A 19,646-nucleotide genomic window follows, 5' to 3' on the forward strand; every position below is an offset into this window, starting at 1 on the left:
GGAGGCGCTAGAGCAAACTACGAAGCTTAATGCTGCGCCTGTGAGTATGGTCTTCCAATCGCTGTTGTTCTTAGAGTTATACGATTTAATAAGACCTGATAAGGTTCAACTCTAAGAACAAAGGCGAACGCATTCGCTTCTCCAGTCCATTCTCACCTGCTCCGCAGCGCTCCGTTAATGCTGATGCATCCTCCAAAAAAATATCGCACCCTCCAATTTTTCTTTTTTATATACTGCACATATTTTTTAGGTTAGTAGAAGTCGGTTTGTGCTCCGCTTCATTCTCTTTATTTTTCGGTTTAAAATGATTATTTTATCATCCGTTAATGAATGATGATACTTTATTATCACAGAACTTGACCTTAATTTCCACATCTGACCTGCTTTCCACCCCTTTTCAGGACAAAAAAAGACCGTTTCGGCCCACTTCAGTTATGGCCAAAACGGTCTGACTTTATATTAAATTTACACTCTCTTGAACCGATGAAGCTCGCTGTGGAAGTCTCCCTTTTTGCTTCCCACCGAAATTCCTGCATACATCAGTGCATCACCACTGTATACGCCATCTCCATTAACAAGGGCATAATCACGATCCGGGTCCAATCCGGTCAGCTTGAGGCGGGCCAGCGGAGCATTAGGCTCTGCAAGAACACGGAAGTAGAATACAGCAACATCCACGCCGTCTGGTGATACGAACATCCAAGCGGTTTCATTGCCTTCAAACGGACTTAAGAGCCGGTAGAATACACCGAATTGCACAAGCTCACGGATTTCCTTATAGAGTTCAACTTGCGCAGCTACAACGGACTTCTCCTCATCTGTGAACTTGGTCAGATCCAGCTCATAACCAAAATTACCGGACATTGCGACATTACCGCGAGTCTCAAGGGAAGTTGTACGTTCTACCTGGTGGTTAGGTACTGCTGAGATGTGCGAAGCCATCGCACTGACCGGATAAACAAGGCTTGTACCATATTGAATGCGAAGGCGGGATACCGCATCCGTATTATCGCTCGTCCAGGTCTGAGGCATGTAGTACAGCATCCCTGGATCGAAACGTCCACCGCCGCCGGAGCAGCTCTCGAACAGAATGTCAGGGAAAGCAGTGGTGATGCGTTCCATCACATCATATAGACCTAGCATATAACGATGTGCCGTCTCCTTCTGTCTCTCCGCAGGCAGCTGTGCAGAACCAATCTCCGTCATATTCCGGTTCATATCCCACTTCACATAAGTAATCGGTGCACTTGATAAAATATCTGTAATCATACGAACGATTTCATCCTGTACATCCTTGCGTGACATATCGAGCACGAGCTGCTGTCTGCCCTCTGTCCGGCGTCTGTCCGGGACATGCAGACACCAGTCCGGATGTGCCTTATACAATTCGCTGTCCGGTGAGATCATCTCCGGCTCGAACCACAGACCAAATTGCATTCCGGTATCGGTCACACGTTTCACAAGATGATCAAGTCCATCCGGCAGCTTCTTCTTGTCGACAACCCAATCTCCCAGCGAAGAGTTGTCGCTGTCACGATGACCGAACCAGCCGTCATCGAGAACAAATAGTTCGATGCCAAGCTCTTTGCCGGCTGCCGCAATACTCTCGATCTTGTCTGCATTGAAATTGAAATACGTCGCTTCCCAGTTGTTAACCAGAATTGGACGCTGCTGATCTCTGAATTTCCCGCGGGCTAATCTCTCCCGATACAAGGCATGGTAGCTGCGTGACATCCCGCCAAGACCTTGATCGGAATATACCATGACGACTTCTGGTGTTTGGAATGACTCTCCTGGTGTGAGCTGCCACCCAAACTCAAATGGATTAATACCAAGGGACATTCTCGTCGTCTTGAACTGATCCACTTCTGCCGCTGCTACGAAGCTTCCACTGTACACAAGGCTGAAGCCAAACACTTCACCGGACACTTCCGTTGCTCCAGGGGTAAGAAGCGCTGCAAATGGGTTCTGCTGATGTGAGCTGGATCCGCGGCGGCTTTCGACACTTTGCGTGCCCACTGTCAGCGGCTTGCGGATAATTTCCCGCTCCCTGACCCAAGCACCTGATAACTGAAGCCACTCGTAATCCGCATGTGGAAAATCAATACTTGCGCTCAGTGCACGCAAAATTTCACTGGTCGCATCGCCTGTATTCGTGATCCGGGCAGAGCGGGTAATCGCATTATACTGATGGTAGGCAGTATAGCTAAGTTCAAGCTTGATTCCCGCAATCGCATCCTCAAGCTGAATGATCAACGTATCTGCTTCTTCCTCTTGCTCTACATAAGTCTGCGGAAGACCTTCTAGCTGCGGCTTCCCGCGCACAATGCTGTGGCCTGTATATAAGAACTCGGTTACCGTGGAACCGTTTGCTTGTTTCAATTGAAGTGCCGGATTTCTAAAATCACTCGTACCGTATACCGGGTATTCCTGCGGCAGTGTATCAAAGGATATTGTCCGGTCCTCAGGCACGGGATTGGGGCTAAAGGAGGAGCGCTCCTGACGCACCTGAAGCCAGCTTAAGTCACCGTGTCTTAATTTTTTTCCATAATAGAGATGAGTCAAATGTCCTGTAGGCATGACTTGAAATACATAACTTGCTTCTACGGTTTGCAGATGGAATAATCGCTTTTCCTCGGTATAGAAAATCCCCATATTTCCCTCCATGGTCTCCACTGTTTCCAGCTTATCGGCTATCATTCGTAAGATGAATAACAGCGCTTTCAACAACATGAGACATCTTTTTATTTTTTTCTCTCATCAGTATAGATTTCTCTAGAGCGGAATGCAATGAATTATCTTCGTCTCTTGTTAGCGGTTTCAACTAAAAAAAGTACCAATCCCGTTAATATCCTGAAAAAAAAGAGAGTGCACGGCCTATATAAGACCATGCCCTCTCTTCACTCGAACAGTAATTAGAAATCAATTAATCCCAGACTGATCTGTAGAGCTTCACCCACAAGCTTCATCGTATCATCATCCAGATGCGTAATCTTGTCAGTTAGGCGCTGTTTGTCAATCGTTCTAATCTGTTCGAGCAACACAACAGAATCCCGATCAAAACCGTGCAGTTCTGCATCAATTTCCACGTGGGTCGGCAGCTTCGCCTTCTGAATCTGAGCCGTAATGGCCGCAACGATACAAGTAGGACTAAAGCGGTTGCCAATATCATTCTGGATCACAAGCACCGGTCTGACTCCCCCTTGCTCGGAACCGACAACGGGTGAAAGATCCGCAAAAAAAACGTCGCCGCGTTTAACGATCAATGTTTACACCCCGCTCACTAAGCGGCCCAGAGTGCTGTCTGCATCATCCTCCGCGTGAAAAGCTTCAGAAGCCATGGTCAAATTAATCTTGGCCATTTCCATATAGCCGCGCTGCATCGACTCCCGGATATAACGCTTCTTCCGTTCGTTTAAATACAGCTTCATGGCTTGCCTGATGAATTCACTGCGGTTCGAATTCTCCATTGCTACAATACCATCTACTTCCTGTAAGAGATGATCCGGCAAACTAATCATAATCCGTTTGGTGTTCTGTACATTGGTCAAGTTCTCTTCCACCCCCACACAAAACCTTACGCCACTGTGAACCAGTATAACGTTATTTAAGGAAATTTATACAAGAGGATATATATGCCCCGCGTATATCAACTATGCATTACTCATTATAAACGGTATGATATGATACGTACATCATCCATTTTGCGAATAACTACACTTTTCGCGGACATTAGACGAAAATCCTCTTTTCAAAAGCGAAAAATTTCCGGAAAATTTTAGGATAAGAGAGAGTTTACTCGAGATATGACTTGACCGGACCTCATGTACACACGCGGAATTCGATTCGCCAGCATACAGATCACTTCATAGTTAATGGTACCCAGCTTGGAGGCCAGTTCGTCGGCACTAATGGTACTGCCCATCTGCTGACCGATGATAACAACCTCTTCACCTGCTTTAATATCTTCCTGTTCTTCATTTAACGATTGTAATGACACCATACACTGATCCATGCAGATCGTACCAACGACTGGAACGCGGCGTCCGCGTACTAATACTTCTACCTTACCGCCGAGCATACGTGAGAAACCGTCTGCATATCCGATAGGCAAGGTTCCAATCTTCTCGTCCTTGGACGAGTAGTATCTTGTTCCATAACTTATACCCCAGTGTTCAGGAACCTCTTTTACGTATACAATCTTCGTCGTAAGTGTCAGCACTGGGAGCAAGTGAACCGCATTATGATCAACCTCGGCTGACGGATATAATCCGTACAGGCTGATGCCTATCCGAACCATGTCCAGACTCAGCGTCGGTGTATCAATTGCAGCTGCACTATTCCCCGTATGTATGATTGGGATGCTGTAGCCCTGATTTCGCAGTGCACTCACCACATCCATAAATCGTTGGTACTGTATAAGTGTATAGGCTTTATCCTCTTCGTCCGCCTTGGCAAAATGGGTATATGCCCCTTCAAGCATGACATAAGATAATCGTTTCAAGCGCTGAGCATAATGCTCGGCATCTTCCGCTGTGATGACACCTAATCGTCCCATTCCACTATCAATCTTGAGATGGACCTTCAATAGGTTATCCTGATGATCATCCAATGCGAAAGGTTCGAGAGCTTCAATACTCTGCAGCACCTCTTCACTAAACACTGTAACCGTAATTTGGTGCTTGTAAGCAACCTCAATACCTTCCGGCGGTGTATATCCCATTACCAGAATCGGCGAGCGAATACCTGCCTGTCTGAGTTCAAGCGCTTCATCCAGAAAGGCAACGTTCAGATAGTCCACATCCAGCCGTTCCAGCTCTTTTGCAATTTCCACTGCTCCATGGCCATAGGCGTTAGCCTTCACACATGCACTGAAGAGCACACCTTCTGGCAATACGTTACGAAAACGATCCACATTATGTCTTAAATGATCCAAGTTGATTTCAGCTTGGGTCGGGCGATACTGTCCTTGCACCCGCAGTCACCTTCCCTGATTTACATTTCCACTACAGCAATAAGTCTTATCGTATAAAACAGGGAGACCGCTGTCAAATACAGGTGTTTCTAATTATGGAACCTTTAAAAAAGAGGATACACTCATAACATACCCAATACCTTCACAGATAAAAATCCTGGAGTTATTTTCGCACAATTAAAAGTATTTCCATTACTCATTCTTCCAGCAGACCGATGGAGCGTTCCACAAAGAGGCGAACAGCCGTTATTTTACGGAAGACATCCATAAATAACGGCTTGATTTATTATATTACATATAAAATGATTTGGTTCTTAGTAATAAGCAGACGCTGCCTAATTATTTACCCGTTTGATCCTGCATTGAAGCAGCGATTTTCACCATTTCGGATTCCGGCAGATCATCGCTCGTAATTCTATATTCCATTCCCTCATCAAACCAGGTCAGCGTTCTCGGCAGTTCCGTTGTAATCATCCCAATTGTGAATCCGAGATCGACTGGGCTCGTTACCGCATAGGAGGATGCACGGTCCTGAGGTCTTGCTTCTATAATGGTATAATTATATGTTCCTTCGAATCGAAGCATAACTGCGTAATCATCCTCTGTCTCCATAATGGTCGGCTCGCCTTTGAAATCGACACCTTCCGGCAGATAGGTAGGCTCGATCACGCCGAAGTCTCCAAGCTCAGGAATATCGATAGCACCCGTTGTTTCATCTGTAGCTTCAGGTGACTCAGCTGCATCATTCGCAGGAGCTTGTTCGTTGTTCACCTCAGCACCCGGGGCATTCGCCTCTGGAGTTCCTGATTCGGTTCCTGGGTCTGTCTCCCCTGCATTGTCTTCCGGAGTTGTAACCTCCTCGTTGACTTGCGGAACGGCTTCACCGCTCTCGCTGTCGCTAGGCTCGGTAATCGTACCTTCGGCAGGTGCTTGACTTTGACCTGCATTTGCAGACATATTCTTCTGCATATCAAAGGCTTCTTTCTCGAATTTCGTACCAAACTCAAATTTGTCAAACTTCACATCCACTACGACCTTCGCATTGGCATCCGATACAGATACCTGCTTCGGAGCATAGTCCGCTTTGTTCAGCCAAATTTTTTGGCGTACAAGGGAATGCGTATTGTAGTTGGCAGCGACATCAAAAACATAGCTTTCTTCCTCATCGACAAACTGACGCGTGTTGTCTCCAATAATGCTGCGAACCAGTGTTTCATACAGATACACTTGACCCTGGTTATCCGGCCAGTCGCTTTGGAAGCGGAAGCTCTTGTTCAGACTAGGTGTGAGAACGAATACTCCATCATCATTACGCAGGACGATCTGAGTGATGTCCTTCTTGGCATTTGTCAGCGCAATACGGTAATACGAAGGCTTTTGGTGCCATACTTCAACTTTGTACTCCTGAGGCGCCTCTCCTGAATAGAGGGTCATTACACCTGATCCCTGATAACTCTCAAGACCACCCACGACTTCGTTCAAATCCTTTACTACTGAATCTGCATCCTTTGGTCCACAAGCCGCAAGCAGACCCGAAAAGCACAGAACCATGGCTAGAACCCATGATATCCGGCGCATGACATCATCCCCTTTAACACTGATTTCAACTGATTGATACATGTTTATGAGGGACTTGTTCGATTTATGCAGACTGGCCTGACAAGCATGACAAACATATTTTTAAAGCAATGAAATCCTTGGTTAGAGGGGAAAGAATCCATCAAAAAAAAGAGCCCCTGAGGGCTCTGCGTATGCTGTGCTGCTGCTACTTAAGATCTTCTTCCTTAGGAACCAGTTCAAAGATTTTTTCCGATTCCATCGTATCAATGAGACGATTCAGCCACTTGTAATAAGCCACAGCTGCCTTCATCTTCTCCATATCCTGAATAAGGACCTCCTTCAGAGGTTCGTCATCCTGATGCGCTCTGAGCATACGCTCAATCTCTTCAATGGCCTTCTTGAAAGAAAGCAGATTACTCTCCGCCGCTTTTCTCCATTTGATCGCAAAATAGTCCGTAAACGTCTGATGCCAGTCGTATTCAACCTCATATTGATCTTTACGGGACCCCTTGCTCCATACCTTATTCACCATCTTCATATCAAGGAGATTACGTACGCCTGTACTCATGCTGGTCTTGCTCATTTCCATCTCTCGTCCCATATCATCCAGCGTCATCGGCTTATCGGCAAAAAAAAGCAGTCCATATAAATGTCCGGAAGAGGAGCTGAGTCCATACAAGTCCATATTTTTACCAACGGTTTGGATTACGCGCTTGCGAATATTCATTAGTTTGTCTTGCTGCTGTTCATTTAATTGGTCCAAGCTCATGCTTGCAACCTCCCATTCTAAATCGTCAGGTATTAAAAAGAGTCAAGATAAGAGGTCTTATTCTCTCACCGACATAAACTGAATCCATTCAGGACAAAATATAGGCACCTAAACATAACATGATCTATTTTAGAAAAAGCATCACTAAAAGTAAAGAAACGACAGCCCTAGATTGACATCAAAAAACAACATTAAACCTTGATGTGACAGCACTTCTAACATCGTACAGTTTTTTCTGTACATACTTTACGTTCTGAATGTTCGTTTGAAATTATACATTTTATTTGTTACACTGGCAAAGGCTTATGTTCAGAAAACAAGCTTCACAGCGTGTATATCCGCTCTGCAAGCTAAAAATAAAGGAGTGTACCTATGACCATTCTGGAAGTCAGAAACGTCAGCAAGCTGTTTGGTCCCGGCGCAAGCGAGGGCGCAAAGCTGCTCAGTCAAGGCTGGGACAAGAAACGGCTGGCCACAGAAAAAGGAATCACTGTTGGTGTGAACCAAGTCAATATGGAAATTAAGCAGGGAGAAATCTTTGTGATTATGGGCTTGTCCGGAAGCGGAAAGTCTACTCTAGTGCGAATGCTAAATCGCTTGATTGAACCCACCTCCGGTGAAATTCTTGTTCATGGCAAGGATCTTCGCAAGATGAACAAAGAACAGCTCCGTGAAGTGAGAAGAAAAACAATCAGCATGGTGTTCCAGAGCTTTGCGCTTCTGCCGCACCGTACCGTGCTGGATAACGTAGAATATGGACTTGAAATTCAAAAAGTGGATAAATCCGTTCGTACCGAAAAAGCCAAAGAAGCTTTGGCGCTTGTCGGCCTCAAAGGCTGGGAAGACAAGCTGCCAAGTGAGCTGAGTGGTGGTATGCAGCAGCGTGTGGGTCTCGCCAGAGCACTGGCCAATGATCCTGAAGTCATGCTCATGGATGAAGCCTTCAGTGCGCTTGACCCTCTGATCCGCCGTGATATGCAGGACGAGCTGCTCGAGCTGCAGGATCGGATGAAGAAAACCATTGTCTTCATTACACATGATCTGGATGAAGCGCTCCGTATCGGGGACCGAATTGCACTGATGAAAGACGGTGCAGTAGAACAGATTGGAACACCGGAAGAAATCATGATTCAGCCAGCGAACTCGTTCGTCGCACGATTTGTGGAGGATGTGGATCTGTCGAAGGTTCTGACTGCTGCTCATGTTATGCGCAGACCAGAGACCATTACTCTGGATCGTGGACCTCGTGTTGCTCTTGAGCTCATGCGTGAAAGAGGGATCTCGAACTTATTCGTTATTGACCGTTCGAAGAAGCTGCTCGGCGTTATTACTGCTGAAGACGCTGCACGTGCTTCTAAGGATGGACAAACCATTCAGGATATTCTAATCACCGATGGTCCTCAAGTACCGCCGGAAACGCTTATGAATGAACTGTTCGAAATTACGAGCTCTGCGAAGGTTCCCCTTGCCGTCGTTAATGAGAATGGAAGACTGGAAGGCGTTATTGTGAGAGGAGCACTCCTCGGAGCGCTTGGTGGAGAAGTATCTGCAACGAAGGAGGAATCTATAAATGCCTAAGTTACCTATTGCGGAATGGATTGATGCCATTGTTGATTGGCTGAATGTATCCATTGCCGGATTCTTCCGTCTCATTTCAACCGTGATTGAGAGCGTCGTTGGATTTTTCTCAGGGCTGTTTATGCTTCCACACCCTATTCTTTTTATCATCATCATAGGAGTCATTGCTTACTTGCTAGGTAAATGGAAGCTCGCCCTGTTTACAGTACTCGGCTTCCTGCTTATTTATAACTTGGGATACTGGCCTCAGTCCATGGATACACTTGGGCTTGTTGTCACCTCGGGTATTATATCTATTGTAATCGGTGTACCCCTTGGGATTTTGTCTGCATACAGCCGTTCTATAGAGCGTATCGTCACACCGATTCTTGACCTGATGCAGACGATGCCTGCCTTTGTATACCTGCTTCCGGCAGTAACCTTCTTCAGTCTAGGCGTTGTACCGGGTGTTATTGCTTCTGTTATCTTCTCTATACCGCCTACCATTCGGATGACCCATCTCGGGATTCGTCAGGTATCAAAAGAGCTGGTTGAGGCTGCAGATGCATTCGGATCTACATCTAGCCAGAAGCTGTTCAAGGTACAGCTCCCGCTTGCCATGCCTACGCTGATGAGCGGTGTGAACCAGACCATTATGCTGTCACTGTCCATGGTCGTTATTGCTTCCATGATCGGTGCGCAAGGGATTGGTGCAGAAGTATACCGTGCAGTAGGACAGCTTCAAATCGGTAAGGGCTTTGAGGCTGGACTTGTTGTCGTCGTTCTTGCTATTGTGCTTGACCGATTTACACAGAACCTCGTCGGCAAGCCGGGACAAAAGAAGAAGAGCCGCCTTACTTCCAAGCAGCGGATCTGGATCGGTTCGGCTGCAGCAGCTATTGTACTGATTGCAGGATTCTCTCAATATTTTGTGGGCGGATCGAATACAGGCGGAACTGCCGCCAGCGGCAGTGTTGGTGAAGAAGTAAATTATGAGATTATCGGAATTGACCCTGGTGCCGGCATTATGGCATCCACTAATAAAGCCATTGAAGATTATGAGCTGACCGATTGGACCCTTGTCGAAGGCTCTGGTTCCGCTATGACTGCCATGCTGGAGAGAGCAATCCAGAATGAACAGCCGATTATTATAACTGGCTGGACACCTCACTGGATGTTTAATAAATATGATCTGAAGTACTTGGAAGATCCGAAGAAGTCTTACGGTGAAGCCGAAGAAATTCATACTGTTGCACGTAAAGGTCTTCAAGAAGACCATCCGACCGCCTATGAGTTTCTGGATCGGTTCCAATGGACTCCTGAGGATATGGGTGAAATCATGATTGCCATTCAAGATGGTGCTTCTGCGGAGGAGGCTGCAGCGGAATGGGCTGAAGCTCATCCAGATAAAGTAGACGAATGGATCAGCGGGCTATCACCGGTCAGCGGTGATTCCATCAAGCTCAGTTATGTAGCTTGGGATTCTGAAATTGCGAGTACCAACCTCGCCGATTACATTCTGTCCGAGAAGCTCGGATATAATGTCACTTCACTTCAGGTGGAAATGGGACCCATGTGGCAGGGTGTAGCCAGCGGAGATGTAGATGCATCCCTTGCCGCTTGGCTGCCGGTAACATCCGCTGCTTATGTGGAGAAATACAAGGATCAAATTGATGATCTGGGTGTCAACCTGGAAGGTGCCAAGACAGGTCTTACCGTACCTGCTTACATGGATATCGATTCCATCGAAGATTTGAAGTAGGCTAACAGCATAAAGCCGCAGTGAACTAGGTCTTCCTAGATCACTGCGGCTTTTTCTATCGATGTCCAGCTGGAGCAAGATTACATATTTATATATAGTCCCTTGTTTGCTGCTTGCGTAGACATTCGCCATCCTGCTATTTGCTACTCGTTCTCACCAGAGCCAGAGCCACTTCTGGCACTTCTTGTCTGCTTCACCACCTGGTGTCCGTATACCGAAAATGCGCCTGCAAGAATACCTTGTATGACAGAATCAGGCGAAAGACCGAGTATCCATACACTCAAACCGACGGCTACGACGACAACGACATACACAATCGTCCAATCTGGAAAGGATGGTGTTGACTTCAGAATATATCCTACCACCCAGCATGCCGCCACGACGCCGACAAGTCTCGGGTCAATCAATTCCCATATTGCGCTCCATTCCACTAAGGGCCGCCCCCTATCTCGCTGAAGGATATGAATCAATGAAATAACACTCAAGGATTCCTCTACTCGTTATATATGCAAATGGATAGAAAATAAGTACATGCTGTATCAGGGAACCCTTACGGGACGATTATTAGTGAATATAAACAAGAAGAAAGCCCCCTTCCTTTGATAAAGGAAAGAGGCATCTATAGAAAGGCATCATTATTTATATAGCTAGTATCCGTTAACGATCGTTACTCATATTCCTTGTCAATTACACGGTCGCTTCGCATCGTGTTAATCGGACGTACATCTTGCTCAATTTGTTCACGGTGCGGCTCAAGGAATGGTGGCAAGGACAGCTTCTCTCCCAATGTCTCGTAAGGTTCATCTCCCATGAAGCCAGGACCGTCTGTTGCAAATTCAAATAGAATCTGCGGTGTTACTCTTGCATATAACGATTCGAAGAAATGCCGATCCACATAACCTGAGGTTGTAAATCCAAAGCTCGACATCCGCTCAATCCATTCTTCAAGCACGGCACGGTTCTCTACGCGGAATGCAGCATGATGAACGGTTCCGTACCCTTGGCGTGCGGGCGGAAGTATCGTATTATGTTCAACGACAACCTGTGCTCCGTTGCCTCCTTCACCCACCTCGAATAAATGTAGTGAGCCTTCAGCAGCAATTTCCTTGAATAAGAGTACCCGCTCCATCAATTCTTTAATGTAATCGAACTGGGCATGACGAATATAGATCGGTCCGAGACCCGTAATGGCATACTCAAGAGGAATGGGTCCATTCTGCCAAGGTGTTCCCGATGCCACTCCCTTATTATACTCATCCGAAATCAGCTGGTACTGCTGATCATCAAAATCAACAAAAGACAATGTTTTCTTACCGAATTGTTCTTTCACCCCGGTATGCTTGACACCAAGGCGGTCAAACCGCTTGACCCAATAATCAATCGCTGCATCGCTCGGCACCCGGAATGAAGACTTGTAAATTTCATCATTACCATGCTTGCCTTGCGGAATGCCGGGAAAATCGAAGAATGTCATGTCCGTTCCCGCACTCCCCTTGTCATCTGCGAAGAACAAATGATAGGTCTGGATATCGTCCTGGTTAACCGTCTTCTTGACGAGACGCATGCCGAGAACATAAGTGAAGAACTCATAGTTCTTCTCCGCATTGCTGGTGATTGCCGTTACGTGATGGATTCCTTTTAAATGATTCATCATGTCATCTCCTTAGTTAAATATGTTAAACAGGGATCAAATTCCTCACTCAATAAATGAGATTTTTGAAAATAATCTAAATAAAGTATTTTAAAATTAAGATAATTTCTTATGAAGCAAGGTTTTGTTTCTCTGCTACTATGTTTATTAGTTTATAACTAAACTGATATGTTGTCAAGCCCATTATGGCAAAACCAATCGCACAGCATACAGCAGTTTCTCCTGCTACAGCAAGCCGTTCGGCTGAACCGGATAGAGCTTACCCTGAATAGCAAAGGACACACGCCCTGTCTCCTCGGAAACGACCAGTACAAGACAGTCCGTTCGTTCGGTCAGTCCAATGGCCGCGCGATGACGTGTGCCCAGCATCTCCTCGCCTTCATAAAACTGTGCGGTAGGATAAATATTGCCTGCGGAGAGAATCACATTCTTATCCACAACCACCCCGCCGTCATGCAGTGGATTCCCCGGGTAAAATATAGACTCCATCAGTGAGAAGGAAAGAATCGCATTGATCGGAATGCCAGAATGGACAAACGGTTTGATCTCGTCCTTTCTTCGAATGGCAATGAGCGCTCCATGTCTTCGCTCTGATAAATGCTGCACAGTTGTTGCCAGCGTCGCATAATGATCAGTAAACGGCTCAAGATAAGTTCGTAAGTAGTAAGAGGCAGCAATGGTATGAATAGCCCGGAACTGCTGGTTCATCTGCTCGAATTGATTCAGAATACAGCACTGATTCTCCTCTATGGTGCCAAGCACACGATGGATGCCATCCATCAGCAGATGCAGCTGATTATTTAATTGATTTTTCATCGCTTCTGGCAGTGCCGGTTCGAGTGTATCCATTATTGCTTCATGGCTCCTTCATTAGATATATTTGTCCCTAATAGATTTCCCCGTGTAACTGTGAAGTTATTCAGGTGAGAATATTAGAAATGCCTGCGCATCAGGAGTATGTCCTGTATCGCAGGCATTTGTCGGAACATCATTAAACCGGTAAATTTACATTGCAGCCAGTTCTTCTTCCGTGACCCATTTATGGTTTGTGACAGGCTCACCGCCCGTAGTTGGAGTAAAATCAACCATATATACGGTGGTTTGCTTAGCCGTATCGATCGTGGCCTCTGCCCCTTTCATCCCTTCCATATGATCGGCGAGCAGCACGACCTCGCTGCCTGGTGTAAACGGTTCGCTGCCCGCATCCTGGATTTCTTCATGGATGACCCACTTATGATCCGTTACTTGCTCTCCACCGTTAACAGGTGTATATGAAACCGTATAAACGGTCGTGTCAAACGCTCCGGTTATGGTAGCTTCTGCTCCCTTCATGCCTGACATGTGGTCTGTAGTGATCTGTGCCGTTTCCCCTACTTTATATTTCGGATTTGACGCTTCCTTTAAACCTTCAGGAACGTCACCTGACGAAGAATGATTCATGGCCGAATGATCTTGGTGCGCCGCTGTGTCTGCAGCATCGTTTGAATTGCTGTCGCCAGTATTGCCGCATCCGCTCATGATGAGCATGGCTGTAATTCCGATTAGTGCCAGTTGTTTTTTCATATTTCATTCACCTCGTCTAATGTCTTTGATGCATTTATAATATACCCTATAGGGGTATAATTCAAACATTATATTATCCTTGCTTATTTTGCCTGGGGTCAGATCGTACAACCTGTACTACATATGCCCGCTAAAAATAAAACAGCCTTTCGTTCCAAAGGAACAAAGGCTGTTAAAGAGGTTACGATATGGAACTCACGCTGTCTATTCCTTAATCGTTACGGTCACTGGAGAATACTCGGCGATAACAGTCTGTCCATGAACAGATACGCTGCCTTCCGGAGACAAATCCTTCTCTGTCATAATGCCGAGCGCAATCGTAAATTTGTTCATTTTGACCGGAATGCCCGTTTCGCGGCGAACCTCGTGACCATTGACCAGGAATACAGCTTCATCATTAGCACGGTTATACGTAATGGTATACGTGTTGAACTCTTGAGGCTTAAAGTGAGCGTCATCCTCTTTAAAAATGCTGAAGTAACGGGTCTTGTCCGATTCAGGCACCTTCACGCCCGGGAACGGAAGAATCGCATATACACTGCAGAACTGCTCATTGTTCGCAAAAAAGTCGAGTGCTGCACCAGTGCTGAAATCGAGCAGATTCAAGGATACATAGCCATCATAAAAGTCTCCCGGAACCGTTCCTCTTGTACGCGCACGAATCTGCAGCTCAAATGTGACTTCACCGGATTCCGGCACTTCAACTTCCTCAGCAGAATAATACATATGCTTCGCATTATCGAGGATCTGAACCTGGTCATGCTGGCGGCTCAGTGGTGCCCGTACATATAATATTCCGTTCCGTACGATGACCACCGCATCCGGCTCCCTGTACTCCCAGAACGTTCCGTCCGGAAGGGCGAATCCTCCAATCTTCCACACTTTACCTTCATCTAAAATGGAGTGAAAATCTCCAAAAACGCGCTGCTGCTCCATTGATTGATCCTTCTTTCTATATATCTGAATTGGGTCTCAAATGCCCATACCCTTCTAGTATAAAGGATTATCGAGATTAATTCCTGCCCAATACACGAATGCATTCTAACCCTCTTTATTTTTTCAGATGATAAGGAACCGTTGCAACAACGACATTCTTCCGATACAGCAGATAAGTGCGGATCATGAGACTCGATTGATTGTGCAGCGCATGCTGCCATCCTTTTTTCGGAATAAATTGCGGTATAATAACAGTGACCTCGTAGTTTGTTTCTTTTGCCTTGTGCTGAATGATATCAATAAACTTCGAGAGCGGATTGATAATACTTCGATATGGAGAGTACAGTGTAACCAGCCGAATGTCAGGCTGCCACTCCTTCCACTTTTTCTCAAACGCCGCCTCATCTTCTCTGTCAAACGATACATACACAGCAATAATCTGATGAGCTGACAATGCCTTGGCATAATTAAGCGAATTCTCTACGACATGGGTAATGCCTGCAACTGGCAGAATAATGACATTCCCTTCCACGTGCATAGCGGGCTCACAGGTAGACAGTCTCAGCTGCTCTGCAGTCACATCATAGTGCTTCCGGATTTGATAAAATATAAACAGCATGACCGGCAAAAAGATCAGAACAGGCCATACCTGAGAAAATTTCGTCATAAAGAATACCAGCACTACGACAAAACTGATGAGAGCACCAATGGTGTTGATCGTCAGCTTGCCTCCCCAGCCCGGCGGCTTCTCCCGGATCCATTTGACCATCATGCCGGTCTGAGACAAGGTGAAGGGAATGAATACACCAACAGCATAGAGCGGGATGAGCCCCTCTGTATTTGCCCCAAATACGATAATTAATACGATAGACAGCAGTCCAAGGATAATGATACCGTTCGAATACCCTAATCGATCTCCCCTGACGGTAAACATCCGGGGAATAAATTTGTCCTTTGCCAAATTGACCGCAAGCAGCGGAAACGCGGAATAGCCGGTGTTGGCCGCCAATATCAAAATTAAAGCCGTCGTTCCCTGAATGAAGTAATAGATCAGATTACGCCCGAAGGTATGCTCCGCAATCTGGGACACCACCGTTACCTCTGCCAAGGGACGAATGCCGTAATAATAAGCAAGAATTATAATTCCCGAGAACAGAATAGCCAGCAGCGTTCCCATTGCCATTAGGGTCTTGGCCGCATTAGAGGGTGCCGGATCTTTGAAATTCGGTATCGCGTTCGAAATTGCTTCAACCCCGGTCAATGCAGAACATCCTGATGAGAACGCCCTTAGCAGCAAGAACAAGCTGATCCCCGCTACAGGGGTTCCGATTGGCGTATGCAGCTCAGGTGAGACTTTTCCGGTTACGATGTTAAACAACCCAACCCCAATCAGAATGAAGAGGGCGATGACAAACAGGTACACCGGATAAGCAAGCACGGAGGCTGATTCTGTAACACCTCTCAAATTCAGCACGGTCAAGATCAGGACGAACAGCACGGCGATCCATACTTTATAAGCATGCAGCGCCGGGACAGCAGAGGTGATCGCATCCGTACCTGCTGACACACTTACCGCGACAGTCAAGATGTAATCAACAAGCAGCGATCCGCCCGCAATAAGACCGGGATACGTGCCCAGATTGCTCTTGGACACGACATAAGCCCCGCCGCCGTGCGGATAAGCAAAAATAATCTGACGATACGACAAAATAAGTGCAGCGAGCAGAATCAAGACCCCTACCGCAATCGGGATGGAATACCAGAAAGCCAGCGTACTGACGGTAACGAGAACTAATAAGATCTGCTCCGGGCCGTAAGCTACAGAAGATAACGCATCAGAGGACAATATGGCGAGAGCCTTCTTCTTATTGAGCTTCTGCTCTCCGGCTTCATGCGATTTCAATGGACGACCGATTAATATCCGTTTCAAGTTATACAATGGTGTTCACCGCCATTTTTATGTAATAGATTGCCCAGCAGTTTGCGAATTCATAAATGATATTCGCTTGATAAGAATAAATCCTCCGTGCAATCGCTGTAAAATTCAATTCTCTCAACTTAATGCCGTATAGATTCATTTATGACCAATGACGGCGATGAAAGCGTTATGAATCAGCTCTATTTAATGAAATCTCACACTCACTACCTTATGCATATAATTACATAAAAAAGAGGCTTCTACGGAAAGTCATACCCTTCCACATAGAAACCTCTCTTATCTTATCTCATCTGACCTACGACTTTCACTCGGAGTCTTGTTGCATTCTCAGGGTGATAAGCCAGCGGCGTTTCCTCCACTTCAACCAATTCAATCGTATCCTCTGCAGCTCCTGCAAGCACCGCCTGCTTCACTGCTTTCTCCCGGGCATCCTGAAGCGAAGACTCGCGCGGCTCTCTTGAATAAATATAGATCTGCTCGTACTGACCGCTGATCTGGGCAATCGATGCTCCAATCGCATTGGCAACACCGCCATTCGGCACCTTGATCATGCTTGCTACACCGCGGATGCTGTCCGGGACAATAATACTGCCGCCGCCGACAAGCACAAGTCTTACATCGTCAGAGGAGGTCTTCATCTTATCAATTGCCTGCTCCAGAATGAGGGAGATTTCGGCTTGAACCGATCTCGCAAAGCCCTCATCAAGGTGAGCGACAAGCGATGGATCGCCAACGTCGGCCAGCCCCAGCCGTACAGCAATATCTGTCGTCGTCAGCGTCTTGCCGCCAAAGACAAGCGCTTCTTCTCCAATCCGGTAACCGACACTGTCGGGTCCCACCGTAATCTTGCCGCTCTCATTGACACGAACAATGCTTCCGCCGCCGAGCCCAACAGAGATGATGTCCGGCATCCGGAAGTTCGTCCGAATATCGCCAACTTCTACCGCTACGGAGGATTCTCTTGGGAATCCGTCCTGCAATACTCCGATATCCGAAGTTGTTCCTCCCACATCCAGCACCATCGTGTCCTTGATCTGCGCCAGATAGGAAGCGCCTCGTATGCTGTTCGTCGGTCCGCAGGCAATCGTAAGGATAGGGAACTGCTTCGCATAGTCTATGGACATGAGAGTTCCGTCATTTTGACACAAGAACACTTGTGCAGAAGTAATCCCCTCCTCCGCCAGAGCATGGACAAATCCTTCTGTGGTCGTCTTAATAACCTTACACAAGGCAGCGTTCAGAATCGCTGCATTCTCACGCTCAATGAGTCCTACGGAGCCGATCAAGGAAGAACAGGATACCGGGAAGGCGTCTCCATAAGCCTTGTGAATGAGGTCCCGCACCTGCAGCTCCTGATCATTCTTAATAGAAGAAAATACGCCAATAACCGCAATCGCTTCAACTTTATCCTGCCATTCCCTTAGAAGTGCTGCAATTTCTGCTTCGTCAACCTCTCCCAGCACCTGTCCGTCATACTCATAACCGCCGTGAGCGAGAGCATACAGGCCGGACAGCTCCTCCATCATATCCTGCGGCCAGGCCGTATAAGGAGGAACGGAGGCAGTCGCTGGATAACCCAAGCGGATGACACCAACCTTGGCCAGTTTCTTGCGCTCTACAATTGCATTGGTACACTGCGTCGTACCCAGCATTGCATGAGTAATTTGGGTCTTGTCGATCCCCGCCTCTGCAAGCAGGCTTCTGAGTGACGCTTCGATCCCTGATCCGATATCGAGGCTTGTCGGAGATTTCACCGCATGAAGAAGCTGATTATGCTCATCCAGCAAAATGGCATCCGTATTCGTTCCACCCACATCAATTCCGATTCTATACATGGTCCTTCACCGCCTTGTTCACTAGTTCCTCAATTGGGACATAATCGTAGTCATAGCCAAAGTATCTTGGTCCTGCTGTTTCGATCCCCTTCTTCGTTCTCCATTTATGATCACATGGAAGTCCAATTACCCGCACACGCTTCCCATATTTCAGGCTTTCTGTGGTTACTGGAGACAGCGTCTCATAGTCCACCAGGCACAGGAGATCCGGTGTCATCGCGATGACCTCATCATCCTTCTCGGCAATAAGATTCTCATTCTGGAAATGGATCTTCATCATTCCATCTTTATGCGCTTCAATCCCCTCCAGATTTATTCGTCCGAGGTTGAAGCCTCCCTTGGTTTCCCGAATGACGTCAACAATCTTACCCTGGAACAGCTCATATCCCGATACTAAAGTCAGCAGCTCGCTGAGCTTGTCCTTGGCATCCTTGTGTTTGGACGCTATAATCTGGCCGATCTTCTCAGAGAGCGTCACGATATGATGAACCCCGCTTTGCTTCATCTGCAAGCCCGTCGTCGGGTAGAGGCTCACGAGTGAGCTTGCCCCCATCTCGACTGTGGCCGTCCGCGCAAGACGCTCGGTCCAGCGATTGTTGATTGTTTCAAAAATACCGATGTTTCCCTTCTCATCCGTAATCGCCATTGGCGTCGCTGAAATTCCGTCCAGGTTGAAGGTCACCATCTGCAGCTCGGGGAAGGCTCTGCCCATTCCGTCACAATCGACCAGAGGCAGACCCAGCTGGGCTGCAACGACAATCGGAATCATCGAGTTAACGCCGCCCGCTTCCATCGGATAAGTACCTGCAATCTTGTCCTTGCCCAGGTACTGGGAGAGCTTCTGAAAGACTTTAACGAATTCCTCTCCATTGGGGAACTTTTCAGACGAGACCGATGGCGCTCCCATCATTGCCGTAGGAATAAAGAAGTCTTCATCCTCTATTTCATCAACCGTAACCAGTTGAACAGGTCCATTCTTCTCAATTGCTGATATGGCCATAAGTTTGCCGATATAAGGGTCACCCCCGCCGCCTGTTCCAAGAAACGCAGCGCCAATCGCAATATGTTCAATCGCAGCTTTATCTAAATATCTCATTTT

Annotated in this window: 16 protein-coding genes; 2 read left to right on the plus strand and 14 right to left on the minus strand. The window is 46.8% G+C overall.

The annotated features are described in order from the left end of the window. Positions 1 to 465: 465 nt before the first annotated feature. From BK126_RS07555 to BK126_RS07580, 6 genes are all read right to left on the minus strand, one after another. A complete protein-coding gene (locus BK126_RS07555; RefSeq protein WP_076312593.1) occupies positions 466 to 2,655 on the minus strand; it encodes an alpha-galactosidase in 2,190 nt (729 codons plus the stop codon). 260 nt (positions 2,656 to 2,915) lie between these two features. After that, positions 2,916 to 3,266, minus strand: coding sequence for a type II toxin-antitoxin system PemK/MazF family toxin (locus BK126_RS07560; protein WP_047912142.1), 351 nt, complete (start codon positions 3,264 to 3,266; stop codon positions 2,916 to 2,918). A gap of 3 nt (positions 3,267 to 3,269) precedes the next feature. Beyond that, positions 3,270 to 3,551, minus strand: a complete 282-nt coding sequence (locus BK126_RS07565; RefSeq protein WP_047912143.1) for a CopG family ribbon-helix-helix protein — start codon at positions 3,549 to 3,551, stop codon at positions 3,270 to 3,272. Positions 3,552 to 3,778: 227 nt separating this feature from the next. Continuing rightward, the gene (alr, locus tag BK126_RS07570; protein WP_076311977.1) at positions 3,779 to 4,975 is read right to left on the minus strand and encodes an alanine racemase; all 1,197 of its coding nucleotides are present in this window, start codon (positions 4,973 to 4,975) and stop codon (positions 3,779 to 3,781) included. A gap of 339 nt (positions 4,976 to 5,314) precedes the next feature. Continuing rightward, on the minus strand, positions 5,315 to 6,553 hold the full coding sequence (locus BK126_RS07575; RefSeq protein WP_076311978.1) for an outer membrane lipoprotein-sorting protein: 1,239 nt from the start codon (positions 6,551 to 6,553) through the stop codon (positions 5,315 to 5,317). A gap of 187 nt (positions 6,554 to 6,740) precedes the next feature. Then, positions 6,741 to 7,304: a GbsR/MarR family transcriptional regulator gene (locus BK126_RS07580; protein WP_076311979.1), complete on the minus strand. Its 564-nt coding sequence runs from the start codon at positions 7,302 to 7,304 to the stop codon at positions 6,741 to 6,743. A gap of 372 nt (positions 7,305 to 7,676) precedes the next feature. Between BK126_RS07580 and BK126_RS07585 the strand changes: the two genes are divergently transcribed. Next, a complete protein-coding gene (locus BK126_RS07585) occupies positions 7,677 to 8,882 on the plus strand; it encodes a quaternary amine ABC transporter ATP-binding protein (protein ID WP_076311980.1) in 1,206 nt (401 codons plus the stop codon). Beyond that, positions 8,875 to 10,623, plus strand: a complete 1,749-nt coding sequence (locus BK126_RS07590) for a glycine betaine ABC transporter substrate-binding protein (RefSeq protein WP_076311981.1) — start codon at positions 8,875 to 8,877, stop codon at positions 10,621 to 10,623. Before BK126_RS07585 ends, BK126_RS07590 begins: the two co-directional genes overlap by 8 nt. A gap of 143 nt (positions 10,624 to 10,766) precedes the next feature. Here the strand turns inward: BK126_RS07590 and BK126_RS07595 are convergent, their stop codons facing one another. The 8 genes from BK126_RS07595 to BK126_RS07630 all read right to left on the minus strand — a co-directional run bounded on the left by BK126_RS07595 (position 10,767) and on the right by BK126_RS07630 (position 19,643). Next, positions 10,767 to 11,054: a phage holin family protein gene (locus tag BK126_RS07595; RefSeq protein ID WP_076311982.1), complete on the minus strand. Its 288-nt coding sequence runs from the start codon at positions 11,052 to 11,054 to the stop codon at positions 10,767 to 10,769. 236 nt (positions 11,055 to 11,290) lie between these two features. Beyond that, positions 11,291 to 12,274, minus strand: coding sequence for a ring-cleaving dioxygenase (locus BK126_RS07600; protein WP_076311983.1), 984 nt, complete (start codon positions 12,272 to 12,274; stop codon positions 11,291 to 11,293). Between the two features lie 225 nt (positions 12,275 to 12,499). After that, a complete protein-coding gene (gene cdaS / locus BK126_RS07605; protein ID WP_076311984.1) occupies positions 12,500 to 13,123 on the minus strand; it encodes a sporulation-specific diadenylate cyclase CdaS in 624 nt (207 codons plus the stop codon). A gap of 156 nt (positions 13,124 to 13,279) precedes the next feature. Then, positions 13,280 to 13,837 carry a YdhK family protein gene (locus BK126_RS07610; protein WP_076311985.1) on the minus strand — a complete coding sequence of 186 codons (558 nt, stop codon included), beginning with the start codon at positions 13,835 to 13,837 and terminating at the stop codon, positions 13,280 to 13,282. Between the two features lie 204 nt (positions 13,838 to 14,041). Beyond that, positions 14,042 to 14,773: a DUF6081 family protein gene (locus BK126_RS07615; RefSeq protein WP_076311986.1), complete on the minus strand. Its 732-nt coding sequence runs from the start codon at positions 14,771 to 14,773 to the stop codon at positions 14,042 to 14,044. A 115-nt stretch (positions 14,774 to 14,888) separates the two neighbouring features. Beyond that, positions 14,889 to 16,712: an APC family permease gene (locus BK126_RS07620; protein WP_076311987.1), complete on the minus strand. Its 1,824-nt coding sequence runs from the start codon at positions 16,710 to 16,712 to the stop codon at positions 14,889 to 14,891. Positions 16,713 to 16,993: 281 nt separating this feature from the next. After that, positions 16,994 to 18,547, minus strand: a complete 1,554-nt coding sequence (locus tag BK126_RS07625; RefSeq protein ID WP_076311988.1) for a hydantoinase/oxoprolinase N-terminal domain-containing protein — start codon at positions 18,545 to 18,547, stop codon at positions 16,994 to 16,996. Next, positions 18,540 to 19,643, minus strand: coding sequence for an S-methyl thiohydantoin desulfurase family protein (locus tag BK126_RS07630; protein ID WP_076311989.1), 1,104 nt, complete (start codon positions 19,641 to 19,643; stop codon positions 18,540 to 18,542). Before BK126_RS07630 ends, BK126_RS07625 begins: the two co-directional genes overlap by 8 nt. Positions 19,644 to 19,646 lie beyond the last annotated feature (3 nt).

Source organism: Paenibacillus sp. FSL H7-0326, assembly GCF_001955535.1.
GTDB lineage: Bacteria > Bacillota > Bacilli > Paenibacillales > Paenibacillaceae > Paenibacillus > Paenibacillus shunpengii.

Excerpts from the sequence above, each read along its gene's own strand:
- BK126_RS07555 (WP_076312593.1), bottom strand. The coding sequence starts at position 2,655 with ATGGGGATTTTCTATACCGAGGAAAAGCGATTATTCCATCTGCAAACC.
- BK126_RS07575 (WP_076311978.1), bottom strand. The coding sequence starts at position 6,553 with ATGCGCCGGATATCATGGGTTCTAGCCATGGTTCTGTGCTTTTCGGGT.
- BK126_RS07580 (WP_076311979.1), bottom strand. The coding sequence starts at position 7,304 with ATGAGCTTGGACCAATTAAATGAACAGCAGCAAGACAAACTAATGAAT.
- BK126_RS07585 (WP_076311980.1), top strand. The coding sequence starts at position 7,677 with ATGACCATTCTGGAAGTCAGAAACGTCAGCAAGCTGTTTGGTCCCGGC.
- BK126_RS07590 (WP_076311981.1), top strand. The coding sequence starts at position 8,875 with ATGCCTAAGTTACCTATTGCGGAATGGATTGATGCCATTGTTGATTGG.
- BK126_RS07600 (WP_076311983.1), bottom strand. The coding sequence starts at position 12,274 with ATGAATCATTTAAAAGGAATCCATCACGTAACGGCAATCACCAGCAAT.
- cdaS (WP_076311984.1), bottom strand. The coding sequence starts at position 13,123 with ATGGATACACTCGAACCGGCACTGCCAGAAGCGATGAAAAATCAATTA.
- BK126_RS07610 (WP_076311985.1), bottom strand. The coding sequence starts at position 13,837 with ATGAAAAAACAACTGGCACTAATCGGAATTACAGCCATGCTCATCATG.
- BK126_RS07615 (WP_076311986.1), bottom strand. The coding sequence starts at position 14,773 with ATGGAGCAGCAGCGCGTTTTTGGAGATTTTCACTCCATTTTAGATGAA.
- BK126_RS07625 (WP_076311988.1), bottom strand. The coding sequence starts at position 18,547 with ATGTATAGAATCGGAATTGATGTGGGTGGAACGAATACGGATGCCATT.
- BK126_RS07630 (WP_076311989.1), bottom strand. The coding sequence starts at position 19,643 with ATGAGATATTTAGATAAAGCTGCGATTGAACATATTGCGATTGGCGCT.